11 protein-coding genes are annotated in these 12703 nt (G+C 71.8%); 7 read left to right on the forward strand and 4 right to left on the reverse strand.

Going from position 1 to position 12703, the window contains the following annotated elements; genetic code table 11:
* Positions 1–102: 102 nt before the first annotated feature.
* Positions 103–795, reverse strand: a complete 693-nt coding sequence (locus V1633_RS18910) for a Crp/Fnr family transcriptional regulator (protein WP_101367233.1) — start codon at positions 793–795, stop codon at positions 103–105.
* 449 nt (positions 796–1244) lie between these two features.
* Between V1633_RS18910 and V1633_RS18915 the strand changes: the two genes are divergently transcribed.
* The 4 genes from V1633_RS18915 (at position 1245) to V1633_RS18930 (ending at position 4543) form a co-directional block, all read left to right on the forward strand.
* The gene (locus V1633_RS18915) at positions 1245–1739 is read left to right on the forward strand and encodes a polyadenylate-specific 3'-exoribonuclease AS (RefSeq protein ID WP_331215673.1); all 495 of its coding nucleotides are present in this window, start codon (positions 1245–1247) and stop codon (positions 1737–1739) included.
* A 340-nt stretch (positions 1740–2079) separates the two neighbouring features.
* A complete protein-coding gene (locus V1633_RS18920; RefSeq protein WP_331215674.1) occupies positions 2080–3108 on the forward strand; it encodes a 6-phosphofructokinase in 1029 nt (342 codons plus the stop codon).
* A 138-nt stretch (positions 3109–3246) separates the two neighbouring features.
* Complete coding sequence (proC, locus tag V1633_RS18925) at positions 3247–4065, forward strand: pyrroline-5-carboxylate reductase (protein WP_331215675.1); 819 nt, start codon at positions 3247–3249, stop codon at positions 4063–4065.
* 127 nt (positions 4066–4192) lie between these two features.
* Entirely contained in the window at positions 4193–4543 is a 351-nt protein-coding gene (locus tag V1633_RS18930; RefSeq protein WP_331215676.1) for a DUF2203 domain-containing protein, read from the forward strand.
* Positions 4544–4672: 129 nt separating this feature from the next.
* On the opposite strand, the gene V1633_RS18935 is transcribed toward V1633_RS18930, so the two are convergent.
* On the reverse strand, positions 4673–5437 hold the full coding sequence (locus tag V1633_RS18935) for a sortase domain-containing protein (RefSeq protein WP_331215677.1): 765 nt from the start codon (positions 5435–5437) through the stop codon (positions 4673–4675).
* Positions 5434–6315 (reverse strand): DUF4397 domain-containing protein, encoded by an 882-nt coding sequence (locus V1633_RS18940; protein ID WP_331215678.1) that lies wholly within the window; start codon positions 6313–6315, stop codon positions 5434–5436. The genes V1633_RS18935 and V1633_RS18940 overlap by 4 nt, the downstream gene beginning before the upstream one ends.
* A gap of 540 nt (positions 6316–6855) precedes the next feature.
* Between V1633_RS18940 and V1633_RS18945 the strand changes: the two genes are divergently transcribed.
* Both V1633_RS18945 and V1633_RS18950 read left to right on the forward strand, forming a co-directional pair.
* The gene (locus tag V1633_RS18945; protein WP_331215679.1) at positions 6856–7527 is read left to right on the forward strand and encodes a YceI family protein; all 672 of its coding nucleotides are present in this window, start codon (positions 6856–6858) and stop codon (positions 7525–7527) included.
* A gap of 203 nt (positions 7528–7730) precedes the next feature.
* On the forward strand, positions 7731–9338 hold the full coding sequence (locus V1633_RS18950) for a glycosyl hydrolase family 18 protein (RefSeq protein ID WP_331215680.1): 1608 nt from the start codon (positions 7731–7733) through the stop codon (positions 9336–9338).
* Between the two features lie 106 nt (positions 9339–9444).
* Here V1633_RS18950 and V1633_RS18955 read toward each other — a convergent pair whose 3' ends face one another.
* The gene (locus tag V1633_RS18955; protein WP_331215681.1) at positions 9445–11895 is read right to left on the reverse strand and encodes a CehA/McbA family metallohydrolase; all 2451 of its coding nucleotides are present in this window, start codon (positions 11893–11895) and stop codon (positions 9445–9447) included.
* 258 nt (positions 11896–12153) lie between these two features.
* Between V1633_RS18955 and V1633_RS18960 the strand changes: the two genes are divergently transcribed.
* A complete protein-coding gene (locus tag V1633_RS18960; protein WP_331215682.1) occupies positions 12154–12669 on the forward strand; it encodes a 2'-5' RNA ligase family protein in 516 nt (171 codons plus the stop codon).
* Positions 12670–12703: the final 34 nt, after the last annotated feature.

Here is a 12703-nt window from a genome sequence, read left to right on the forward strand (position 1 = left end):
CGGGCGTGTCAGGAACGGTCTACCCGTTCCCGGCACGCCCTCTCGCGTACGTCCGAGGTGGAATCGCGGTGGCGGCGTCCGGTACGGGAGCCGCCGGTGGTCTCAGCGTTCGGCCATGCCGGCGCGTCGGCGCAGCGCCGCCACGTCGGTGACCACGATCCGGCGCCCCTCGGTACGCAACCAGCCCCGGCTGGCGAACGAGCCGATCGCCTGGTTGACGCTCTGCCGTGAGCCGCCGGCCATCTCGGCCAGCTGGCTCTGGTTGAGCTCGATCGTGATCATGGGAGCCTGGCTCTCGCCGGCCAGCCGGACCAGTGTCTTGGCCACCCGACCCGGCAGGTCGAGAAAGACGTGGTCGGCGTTCTGCTCGGTCAGCCGGCGGATCAGCCCGCCGAGCGACCGCATCACCGCGTCCAGGATGCGCGGGTTCGAGTGCACCAGTTCCATGAAGGCGCCCCGGGACAGCGCCAGGGCGGTGCAGTCCTCGATGGCCTCCGCGGACGCCGAGCGGGTGGAGGCGTCCAGCAGGGACACCTCGCCCAGGACGTCCGGGGGACGGATGACGTTGAGTACCGCCCGTTCGCCGGTCGGCGCGGTGCGGAACACCGCCACCGCCCCACGACGGAGCACGATCAGCGACTCGCCCGGGTCGTTCTCGACGAACAGCAGTTGGCCCTTGCGATAGGTGCGGGGGACTGCCGCGGCGATCACCCGCTGGCGCACCTCGGGCTCAAGGCCGGCGAACATGTCGACGCCGGTGAGGGCGTCGCCCGGCTCAGGCAGGCGAACCTCCAAGGCTCAACCCCTCCCCGGTGAATAACCCAGTATTGCTCTCGGACGACCCGCAACCGACCGAAGTAGCAAGGTGAAACTGATACCGGTAGGAGTCCGGCAGCGGTACACATCAGATCATGACGGCCCTGTCGCTTGCTGTACACCCCTCAAATCACTTCTGTGACAGTTCTGTCGCTGACCGGCCCGCATTCTGAGGGCGGATCCGCCGTTGGACGGGGCCGGACGGGGGCGTGGCGGGTCCAGGGGGGCCGGGAGCCGTGGCCGGCCGGATGGTGTCAGTTCCACCGGCCGGTCATGGCGTGGGGAGGCGGGCCCGGGGGTACGGGCCGCCCGCCCGTCCACGGCGGGTCGACCCGTCCCGCCTCGCGGCGTTTCACCCCGCCCCGCCCGGCGGCGTTTCACCCGCCCCGCCCGGCGGCCGGCGGGGCGGATGGGCGAGGATGGCGGGGATGGTCTACCGCTATTTCTACGACTGCGAGTTCATCGAGGACGGCCGCCTGGTCGACCTGGTGTCGATCGGTGTCGTCGACGAGTACGGTCGCGAGTTCTACGCGGTCTCCACCGAGTTCGACGACTCCCGGGCGGTGCCGTGGGTGCGTCGCCACGTACTGGACAAGTTGCCGTCCCCGGCGGACCGGGCCTGGCGTTCCCGGGCCCGGATCCGGGACGATCTCCACGAGTTCCTGGTCGAGCCGATCCGGGGCCGGCCGAACGAGCAGCTCGAACTCTGGGCCTGGTACGCGGCGTACGACCACGTGGCGCTGGCCCAGCTCTGGGGGGCGATGCCGGCGTTGCCCCGGGAGATTCCGCGGTTCACCAAGGAGCTCCGGCAGCGCTGGGAGGACCGGGGTCGGCCGCCGCTGCCCGACGCGGCCGCGGGCCGGCACGACGCCCTGGTCGACGCCCGGCACAACCTCGCCCGGTGGCGGGCCATGCACTCCTGATCGGCAGCCCGGCGCGGCGACGCGCTGTTGAGCGGGACGGCGGGACGGGACGGCACGGCACGGCGACGCACGGCTGAGCGGGCCGCCGGCGGGAACGGCGCCGCTGGCGCCCGCCGGGCGGGCGGGCGGGCGGGGCGAACCGTGAATGACAAGATCAAGATGACCTTTTTGTGATCACGCGGTGACGCCTGACGGGGCGCGCTGGCCTGCCTCTCGGCAGGCGACTACAGTGCGCAATGACGGCCCGCCCCGGGCCGGCAACGGTGCCGCGACGGTCTGACGGACTTCGACCCTGGGGCTTGACGGGCTTAATCGAAGGCTCCAGGAGGATGAGCAGATCATGCGTATCGGCGTGCTCACCGGTGGTGGTGACTGCCCGGGTCTGAACGCGGTGATCCGAGCGGTGGTGCGCAAGGGCGTCGCCACCTACGGCCACGAATTCGTCGGATTCCGGGACGGGTGGCGTGGCCCGCTGGAGGGGCTGACCAAGCCGCTCGGCATCGCGGAGGTCCGGGGCATCCTGCCGCGCGGCGGCACTATTCTGGGCTCCTCCCGGACCAACCCGTTCAAGATCGAGGGCGGCGTCGAGCAGATCAAGAGCAACCTCGCCGAGCAGGGTGTCGACGCCCTGGTGGCGATCGGTGGCGAGGACACCCTCGGTGTCGCCACCAAGCTCCACGAGCTCGGTGTCCAGGTGGTCGGCGTACCGAAGACGATCGACAACGACCTCGGCGCCACCGACTACACCTTCGGCTTCGACACCGCGGTCAACATCGCGATGGAGGCGATCGACCGGCTGCACACCACGGCCGAGAGCCACCACCGCACCCTGGTCGTCGAGGTGATGGGCCGGCACGCCGGCTGGATCGCCCTGCACGCGGGTCTCGCCGGTGGCGCGAACGTGATCCTGCTTCCGGAGCGGCCGTTCGACGTCGACCAGGTCGCCGGGTACGTCGAGAAGCGCTTCCAGCACCAGTACGCCCCGATCGTGGTCGTCGCCGAGGGTGCCCAGCCGCTGGAGGGCCAGATGGTCCTGCAGAACCAGGAGCTGGACTCGTTCGGGCACGTCCGGCTCGGTGGCATCGGCCAGTGGCTCGCCGAGCAGCTGGAGGCGAAGACCGGCAAGGAGGCCCGGACGGTTGTCCTCGGGCACATCCAGCGCGGTGGCACCCCGACCGCCTTCGACCGGGTGCTCGCCACCCGGCTCGGCCTGCAGGCGATCGACGCGGTCAACGAGGGCGACTGGGGCAAGATGGTCGCCATGCAGGGCACCAACATCGTCCGGGTGCCGCTGGTCGAGGCGACCAAGGAACTCAAGACCGTGCCGCTGGAGCGTTACACCGAGGCCGAGGTCTTCTTCGGCAGCTGACGCCCGGTGACGGTGGGTGGCCCGCCGCGCCCGGCTCCGAGCGGTCAGACCTGACCTCCCGGCCGGGCCCGGCGGGCCAGCCCCGTCCCGGGTGCACCCGCCCGCGACGGCTTGACGGCTTCCAGCTGAGGAGAAGCGATGGCGCCGGGAGCGCACACGGTGGCCGTGATCGGCACCGGCAAGATCGGTGAGCTGATGCTCTCCGGACTGCTCCGTGCGGGCTGGCCGGCGGAGCGGTTGCTCGCCACCACGCGTCGCCCGTCCCGGGCGGAGGAGATCACCGCCCGGTACGGCGTACCGGTGGTGGACAACCTGGTGGCGGTGGCCGAGGCGGACGTCCTCGCCATCTCGGTCAAGCCGCAGGACGCGGACGCGCTGCTGGACGAGATCGGGCCGAAGGTGCCGGCGGACAAGTTGCTGATTTCGCTCTGTGCCGGCCTGCCGACGAGTTTCTTCGCCCGGCGCCTGCCGGAGGGGACCCCGGTGATCCGGGTGATGACCAACACGCCCGCCCTGGTCGACCAGGCGATGACGGCGATCTCCGCAGGCTCCCACGCCACCGGCGCGCACCTGGAACTGGCCGAGGAGATGTTCCGGCCGCTCGGCGCGACGATCCGGGTCCCCGAGGCGCAGCAGGACGCGGTGACCGCTCTCTCCGGTTCCGGCCCGGCCTACTTCTACCTGCTGGTCGAGGCGATGGTCGACGCCGGGATCCTGCTCGGACTGCCCCGCCAGGTCGCGCACGAGCTGATCGTGCAGACCGCCATCGGTTCCGCGACCATGCTGCGTGATTCCGGTGAGCACCCGGTCAAACTGCGGGAGGCGGTGACCTCGCCGGCCGGGACCACCATCTCGGCGATCCGCGAACTGGAGAACCACGGCGTGCGGGCCGCGCTGCTCGCCGCGCTCGAGGCGGCCCGGGACCGGGCCCGGGAGATCGCCGCCCAGCACGAGTGAACGCTCCGGGCGGGCTCCACCGCGACCAGTGGTCGCGGGCCGGCCCGGGAAACCGTCGTGTTGCCGGGCCGTGAACTTGCCGGTCCGTTGTCGGACGGCCGGCCGTCCGTGCCCGATACTGTCCGTTGTGTTCACCCTCGCCCAGGCACGGCACATGATCGCCACGCTCCGACCCCGGATCGACGAGCTCATCCGGCTCCGCGCCGACCTCGCCGAACTCCGGGTCGACCTGGCCGATCGCGGAACCAGCCCGTTCGGCGGACTGGCCGAGGTCAAGAGCCTGGAGGCGCGGATCTTCGGTCTCCTCGAGGAGCTGACCGGGCACGACATCCAGGTCAAGGGGTTCGCCCCGGTACTGCTCGACTTCCCCGGCGAGCGCGACGGCCGGCCGGTGCTGTGGTGCTGGCTGGAGGGGGATGACGACGTGGGGTGGTACCACCGGGTGGAGTGCGGGTTCCAGGGGCGTCGCCGGGTCTGACCCGAGGCCGGCACCGGCCGTGCCGGTGGGGCTTGGGGCCGGGCACCCGCTCCGGGCGGTCGGGCTTGATCCGGTCGCGGAAGATCCCGGCGCCCCGCCCGCGCCAGGTCCGGCGATGGCTGCGGCGGATTATCCGGCGGCCGAGTCGGGGAGGCGTACCGGCAGGTCGGCGACGGCGTAGACGACCAGGTTGTCCCGGTAGTGCCCGACCGGCCGGTCGAACAGCCCGGTGCAGGTGATCAGCCGCAGTTCGGGGCCGGGGGTGGGACCGTAGACCACGGTGGTGGGGAAGTCCGCCTTGGCGTGCCGGCTGGCGCCGGTGACCCGGAACCGGAGCCAGCGGTTCCCACGCCGTACCTCGACCAGATCGCCCGGCTCCAGTTCCGGTAACCGGTGGAATACCGCCGGACCGGTCTTCGAGTCGACGTGCCCGGCGAGCACCGCCGGGCCGACGTCGCCGGGGACGACTCCGTCCACGTACCAGCCGGCTTCGCCGAAGGCCGCCGGCGGGGTGAGCCGCCCGGACCGGTCCAGCCGCAGTCGGGCCAGCGTGCTGTCGACCCGGATGCGCGGGATCCGTACCCGGGTCGGCGGGCCGCTGGGCGCCGGGTCGGCGGGCCGCGCGGCGTTGCCGGGAGCGGGCGCCTCGACCCGGCACGGCGGCCCGCAGGCCGCCGTGCCGCACACCGGTGGACAGGTCGCGGCCCGGGCCGGAGGAGGTGCCGGCGTCCGCACCGGCAGCCCGCCGTCCCCGGTCAGGGTGACGGCGAGACCGGCGCCGAGTACCAGACAGAGCAGCAGACCGCCGACGCCCCGGGGGCGTACCGGATCGGCGGGTACGAGGTCGCCGACGGGTACCGGCCCGGGTCGACTCCGGCCGGGCCCGTCCGTCACGAGCTGCGGGTACGCCGCCGTAGGGCGTACCGACCGGCCACCGCGACGAGGAACGCGCCCAGCGCGACCAGCGGGGCGGCACCCGTCGGGTACGAACCGTCGCCGCTTCCGGCGGTGCCGCCGGCCCCGGTGTCCACCCCACCGGCCGGTACGACCACGCCACCCCGGGCGTCGACCCGTAGTTCGGTGGTCAGCCCGCCCTGCTTCGCGTCGAGGACCAGCAGCGAGTAGACGGCGCCGTCGTGCAGCGACACGGCGGTGGTGGTCGGCGCGGCTCCGGTGCCGGCCAGCCGCAGTGTGGCGCGTCCCGGTTCGACCTGCTGGTAGGGGGTGGTGGTGGCGAACTGCACGGCGTTGGCGATGCGCTCCCCGTCCGCCACCGACACGTCGATCACGGGTGCCCGGACCGATGCCTGGACGACCCGGACCTTGGCCCTGCCGTCCGCCGGGGCGCTCAGGTCGTCGTCCAGTACCTTCAGTCCCAGTTCGGCGTAACGGCCCACCCCGGCGACGGTGTACGCCTTGCCGGCGGTCACCGAGACGCTGGTGGTCAGTACCGGCGGGTCGCTGGCCGGCGCCCCTGCCCTGCGCATCGCGACGGCGTACGGGCCGACGGGCAGTGGCAGGTACGGCGACAGCACCCCGTAGCCGACCGCCTTGAACACCTGCGGATCCGCCTTGTCGGACTCGGCGCCGAGGTAGACGTCGACCGCCGGGGTGTCCGGGGAGAGGTGGGCCAGCCGGACGTAACCGACCGGGGCGGCGGAGGCCACGGCGGGGCCGGCGACCACCGTGGTCAGTCCCGCGCCGAGCAGAAGTGTGGCGGCCACGGCGACGACCTGCCGTGGGATCCGTGAAAGTTGGTGGTTGTCTGTCATCTCGCCTCCTGAGCATGCCGGGCAACGTGCGCCGGGCAAGGTAACGGCCCGGTGGCCCGGGACGTCGCACTCGCGGTCCGTCGGGCCGGGGATGGTCGCGAGGTGGTGCTCGGGAGGCGGTGATCGCGATCGGATGCTCGGCGGGACCGGTGCCGCCCCAGGGTCGCGATCGTCGGGACAACTACGCAAGCGCGCCACGCAGGGTGATCCGATTGTTACGAGCCGACGGCCGGGTCGTGCCGGTGCCAGTGTGCCCGGCGCTGATCTCACAGCGGCCCACGTAATTCGATTCTCGGGGCGGCCGGACCGGAATTCGTGAAGCAATGCGAATATGGCTATGGAGTGCGGCGGCTTTCCATTGTGGTGAGAATCGTCACGCTCGGGCCCGGGACCGGGATAAGTGCGGCAACGGGATTCGGGGCGGCGCCGCGACCTCTTTATGCTGTGCCGGTCCCGAACGTTCGACCACTGCTCGGGCGGCCTGCACCGGTCAGTCGGGCCCGGTGACGCGCAGAACCCATTCGGGGGAAAGGCACAACGATGAGCGGCACCGCCACGCGTTCCTGGAATGGCATGACCATCCCGGCCGCCGGTACCTACAAGCTTGATCCCGCACACAAACGGATCGGTTTCCTGGCCCGGCACATGATGGTCAGTCCGGTACGGGGCGAGTTCGGCGAGGCGACCGCGAGCATTGTCGTGGCGGACGACCCGGTGGATTCCTGGGTGACCGCGAGCATGTGGTCGGCGAGCCTCACCACCGGCCACGCCGACCGGGACACCCATCTGCGCAGTGCCGACTTCCTCGACGTGGAGCGGTATCCGACGCTCGAGTACCGCAGCACCGGGATCAAGTGGGAACAGGACCGGAACGACGAGATCTTCTTCTGGGCCCGGCTGCGCGGCAACCGCCTGGGCCGCCGGGCCGAGGCACCCAACGTTCCGGAGCAGCCGAGTCGTACGTCGGGACGGTTCCTGCTCGCCGGCGAACTGACGGTGAAGGGGATCACCCGGGCGGTCGATCTGCGGGTGGAGTTCGGCGGTGCCCGCCGGGATCCCTACGGACAGGACATCTTCGGGTTCAGCGCGACGGCGGAGATCGAGCGCGAGGACTACGGCCTGCTCTGGAACGTCGCCCTGGAGAGCGGCGGGGTGCTGGTGGGGAAGACCGTGCTGATCGAGATCGCCGGCGAGGCGATCCGGCAACCCTGACCCCGGCCCTGGGCCCCCGGGACCGTCCCGCGCTGATCGGGCCCGGCCTGCCCGGGCCATGGGTGACCGGGCCGCGGGTGGGCGGGCTGCGGGTGACCAGCCAGCGGGGAATCGAAACATGGACATCTTGACGAACCGGTGAACCGGTGAGTAGCGTCGCCTCACGTTAAATGGAAAGTTTCCTAAAAATAAAGGGAGACGCCATGGGAAGATCCTTCCGTCGGGCGATGTGGGCCGGCGTCGTGGCGGCACTGGCCGTCGCGGCGGTCCCGGTCACCGCCGCCTTCGGCGCCGGCAACCTCACCACCAGCTTCACCTCCACCTCCGACTGGGGTTCCGGCCACGAGGTCAGGGTCACCGTCACCAACGGCACCGACGCTCCGGTGTCCACCTGGCGGGTGGAGTTCGACCTACCGTCCGGAACGACGGTCAGCAGCTTCTGGGACGCGGACGTCACCCGCAGCGGCAACCGCTACACGGCGGTGAAGAAGAGCTGGGCCGGTGCGATCGCCCCCGGGGCGTCGTTCAGCTGGGGCTACGTCGGCACCGGCGGCTACCGGGCACCGTCCAACTGCACCGTCAACGGTGCCGCCTGCGGCGGCGGTGGTACGCCGAATCCGACCACCACGCCACCGACCACCACGCCGACGACCAACCCGCCCACCACCCCGCCGACGACCAACCCGCCGCCGCCCGGCGACCAGAAGGTGGTCGGCTACTTCGCCCAGTGGGGTGTCTACGCCCGCAACTACCACGTGCGGAACATCCACACCAGCGGCTCGGCCAGCAAGCTGACCCACATCATGTACGCCTTCGGCAACACCACCGGCGGCCGGTGCACCATCGGGGACAGCTACGCCGACTACGAGAAGGCGTACACGGCGGCGGAGAGCGTCGACGGCGTCGCCGACACCTGGGACCAGCCGCTGCGGGGCAGCTTCAACCAGCTGCGCAAGCTCAAGCAGATGTACCCGCACATCAAGGTGATCTGGTCGTTCGGCGGTTGGACCTGGTCGGGCGGCTTCACCCAGGCCGCGCAGAACCCGGCCGCGTTCGCCGAGTCCTGCCACAACCTCGTCGAGGACCCGCGCTGGGCGGACGTCTTCGACGGCATCGACATCGACTGGGAGTACCCGAACGCCTGCGGCCTCACCTGTGACAGCAGCGGCCCGAACGCGTTCAAGAACGTGGTTTCCGCGCTGCGCAGCCGGTTCGGTTCGTCCGCGCTGGTCACCGCCGCGATCACCGCTGACGGCAGCAACGGTGGCAAGATCGACGCCGCCGACTACGCCGGTGCGATCAACAACCTCAACTGGCTGATGCCGATGACGTACGACTACTTCGGCGCCTTCGCCGCGCAGGGCCCGACGGCCCCGCACTCGCCGCTGACGTCGTACTCCGGGATTCCGCAGCAGGGCTTCTGGTCCGACGCGGCGATCCAGAAGCTGAAGAGCAAGGGCATCCCGGCCAGCAAGCTGCTGCTCGGCATCGGTTTCTACGGTCGCGGTTGGACCGGCGTCACCCAGGCCACCCCGGGCGGTACGGCGACCGGCGCGGCCCCGGGCACCTACGAGGCCGGCATCGAGGACTACAAGGTCCTGAAGAACACCTGCCCGGCCACCGGCACCATCGCCGGCACGGCGTACGCCAAGTGCGGCAGCAACTGGTGGAGCTACGACACCCCGGCGACCATCGGCGGCAAGATGTCGTACGCGAAGGGTCAGGGCCTGGGCGGCTCCTTCTTCTGGGAGCTCTCCGGCGACACCACCAACGGTGAACTGATCAGCGCCATCTCCAACGGTCTGCGGTAGCCGGACGGCACCCCGGCTGTCGGAGGCGGGCCCTGGTCACCCTCGGGTGACCAGGGCTCCGCCCGTTGTGTGGCACGCCGTACCGGCCCGAGCGCCGGTCAGCCGGTCAGCCGCGGATCAGGAAGACCTGCTGGGTCGCGTCCCGCTGGGTCCGGGTCGCGGCGCGGTCGCCGGTGAAGACCACCGTGCCACGGTCGACCGCCGGCCAGGTGCCGTTGCCCCGGGTGGTCAACCGCACGGCCGGCGTCCAGCCCGTCCGGCTGTCGCGGCGGGAGGTGAAGACCTTCCAGCGCCAGTCGGTGGAGCGCGAGTCGTACCAGACGGCCCGGACCGCGCCGTCGGCGTCGTTGCCCAGCCGGGGTCGCTGACTCATCGCGTTCGGGTCGACCGCCACCGGCTCCGCCGGGGACCAGGTCCTGCCGTCCGTCGACCGGCTCGCCCGCAGGGACAGGTTCACCCCGGCGGGGGAGAGCACCTTGGTCTCCCAGGCGACGACGAGGGATCCGTCCCGGTCCACCGCGAGACTCGGGTGCCGGTCGGCCGCGTCGTCGTTGTTGCTGACCCGGACCAGGCCACTCCAGGCTGACCGGGTACCGGCCCGGACCGCCGCGACGATCTCCCAGTTGTCCGGGTTGGTGCCACCGCTGGCCTCCTCGCCGGGCGGCGGGGTGTGCCCGGTCCAGCCCGGGTCGGGGTCGAACCGGTTGTCCTGCCAGGTGACGACGATCCGCCGATCCGGGGTGACCGCGACCGAGGGGAACAGCGAGGCGGGGTGCCGGGGCGAGCGGGCGTCCGTCGGCGTACCAGGGTCGATCACCTTGCCGGCGGCCGAGACGTTGACCGGAGCCGGATCGACGCCGACGACCTGGACGCGTACGTCGAACGCGCCGCCGCCGTTGTCGGTCCAGGCGACGACCGGGTGCGTGCGGTCCACCAGCGCGATCGCCGGGTGCAGGGCCCGGCCCCGACCGTCGCTGAGCCGGACGGCGGAACCGAAGCTCCGCCCCCCGTCGCGGCTGTGCCGCAGGTGGATCGCGGGCCGGTGCGGCCGCTCGTGGCCCCGGGCGTCCTGCCACACCACCCAGACGTCGTCACCGGCGGCGACCACCCGGGGCGACGACGCCGTCCCCGAGCTGTCGGAGAGGACGATCGGCTCGCCGTGTCCGTCGTGCTCCCCGTCCAGCCGGCGGTACACCACCGCACTCCGGTGGTCCCGGTGCAGCTCGGCGACCACGTGGGTCACCCGGCCCTCGACCGCCAGGTCGGCGAAGCCGGCGAAGTCACCGGACTCGCCGAGGACCAGGCTCGCCCGGTCGTCGCCGCCGAGCGGGGCCGGCAGGTTGAGTTCCGGAGCCGGTACCGCCGGCTGCCGGACCGAGACGAAGATCGGCGAGGTGGCGGCACGGAGCTGGTCGGGCAGGTTCGGGTCGGCCTCGCGTCCGGAGAGTTCGCCCGGAGCCCGCACCTCCACCCGGTACCAGCTCTGCGCACCGCGCAGGGTGAGCGGAAGCAACCAGGTCTGCTCGTCCCGGTCGGGAACGAAGGTGGCCAGCGGGCCGGCGGAACGGCCCGGCGAGCCGTACACCAGGACCTTTGTCCCGACGGCCGCGCGGGCCCGGATCCGCAGCTTCGCCCGCTTCGACAGCCGGTCGGTGCGGACCACGACCTCGTCGCCGCCGATCGCCTCGAACCGGCCGTCGCCGTCCACATCGGCCTCGATCGTCACGAACGGTCCGTCCGGCCCCATCGACAGCGTGGTACGCCCCGCCTTGAGCGCGTCGAGGATTGCCCGGGTCGAGCGTTCGGCGGCGAAGACCCAGGTGGTCGGCCGGCCCGGCGCGCTCACCGGGCGCAGCTCCTTGAAGTGGCTGTCGCTCGCCGCGACGCCGCCGAACCGGAACCCGTGGTTCCACCGGTTCTCGGCGTACTCGATCTCGGCGTCGGGGTTGTTGCTGACGTTCCAGAGCTCGACCACGTCGACACCCTGGGCGCTGGCGTTGTCGTTCGGACCTGTCGCCGGGGTGTACTCGCCGTCGTCGGGGTGCGCGACCGACCAGACCGCGTGCTGGGCGTGCGCGTCCCAGATCGACTGTTGGATGTGCCGGAACGCCGCCGAGCCGGGCGGGTTGGCGCCGTCGACCACGGTGTCCACGGCGCCGAGCACCACCGCGTGCGGTGAACCGTTGACCTCCTCACCGGTGAGCAGCAGCAGTTTCGACGAGGTCCACTGCGGATCCCAGTGCTGGTCGTACGTGCGGTGGTCGGTCAACGGCAGGAAGGCCAGCCCGACCCCCTCGGCGTACCCGATCTGGTCGCCGACCGGCAGGTTGCCGGGGTCGCGCTGGTCCGAGAGCTGCCGTGGCGCGCTGCCGTCCGACGAGTGGTCGTCGTGGACGTGCGTGTCGCCCGGCAGCCACATCCCCTCGGGTCCGGCGCCGTGCTTCCCGGCCTCGTCGTGGTCGCCGGGGTCCGCCTGAGCGGCGGTGGCGGGCCCGAGCCCACCGGCGGCGACCACGGCCCCACCGACCGCGATGAACTGCCTGCGGTCCAATTCCATCCAGTCCCCATTTCCACAGAACCCACGTTGTGGCCGCTCAGGGACCCCACACGGCCCGGCGACCAGGAGTTCGATCACGTCCTAGGCGGGCCGACGCTAATCCTGCGGTGGGCAGGGGACGTGAACCCCGGGTGAACCCCGGACGGCGACGCCACCAGCTACCGGGTGGTATCCGGCAGGACCGGACAACGGTGCTGAGCTGCTCCCGGCCGCCCGGGTCGGGCCGACGGCCGGGCCGCCGGTGCGTAAGGTGATCAAGTGGTCGCGGCGCTGGAGTTGTACCTCGATACCGACGCCACCCGGCGGATCCGGGTGCTCTGGGACGCGCTGGAGTCCGAGGGGGTGCAGAGTCTGCGCTCGCTGCTCGGCCAGCGACACCGGCCGCACATGTCGCTGGCGGTCGCTCCGCGACTCGACCCGGAGCAGGTGGCCGGCGCGTTGACCGGACTGGTCGTGGCCGCGCCGCTGCGACTCGACTTCCAGTGCGCCGGACAGTTCGTCGGTCGGGTGCTCTGGCTCGGGCCGGCGCCCACCGCCGAACTGCTGGCCCACCAGGCGTCGGTGTACGACCGCCTGACCGGTGCCGGGGTCGCGGTCAGCAAGCACTACCGGCCCGGCCGCTGGGTGCCGCACTGCACGCTGTCGATGCGGGTGCCGAACGTGCTGATGGCGGCGTCGGTCCGCCGTTGTCTGGAGGTGCTGCCGATCGACGCGACCGTGGTCGGTGCCGCCGTCGTCGACCACGCCCGGGACATCGTCCGGCCGTTGCCCTGACGGGACGGCGGTAGACACTGTCTACGGCTTCTGG

The sequence above is a fragment of the Plantactinospora sonchi genome (assembly GCF_036422035.1).
In the GTDB taxonomy this organism is placed as follows: domain Bacteria; phylum Actinomycetota; class Actinomycetes; order Mycobacteriales; family Micromonosporaceae; genus Plantactinospora; species Plantactinospora sonchi.

What these genes read in the sequence shown, in the direction of transcription:
- proC (WP_331215675.1), top strand. Translation starts at nt 3,247, where the DNA reads ATGGCGCCGGGAGCGCACACGGTGGCCGTGATCGGCACCGGCAAGATC.
- V1633_RS18955 (WP_331215681.1), bottom strand. Translation starts at nt 11,895, where the DNA reads ATGGAATTGGACCGCAGGCAGTTCATCGCGGTCGGTGGGGCCGTGGTC.
- V1633_RS18915 (WP_331215673.1), top strand. Translation starts at nt 1,245, where the DNA reads ATGGTCTACCGCTATTTCTACGACTGCGAGTTCATCGAGGACGGCCGC.
- V1633_RS18945 (WP_331215679.1), top strand. Translation starts at nt 6,856, where the DNA reads ATGAGCGGCACCGCCACGCGTTCCTGGAATGGCATGACCATCCCGGCC.
- V1633_RS18940 (WP_331215678.1), bottom strand. Translation starts at nt 6,315, where the DNA reads ATGACAGACAACCACCAACTTTCACGGATCCCACGGCAGGTCGTCGCC.
- V1633_RS18950 (WP_331215680.1), top strand. Translation starts at nt 7,731, where the DNA reads ATGGGAAGATCCTTCCGTCGGGCGATGTGGGCCGGCGTCGTGGCGGCA.
- V1633_RS18920 (WP_331215674.1), top strand. Translation starts at nt 2,080, where the DNA reads ATGCGTATCGGCGTGCTCACCGGTGGTGGTGACTGCCCGGGTCTGAAC.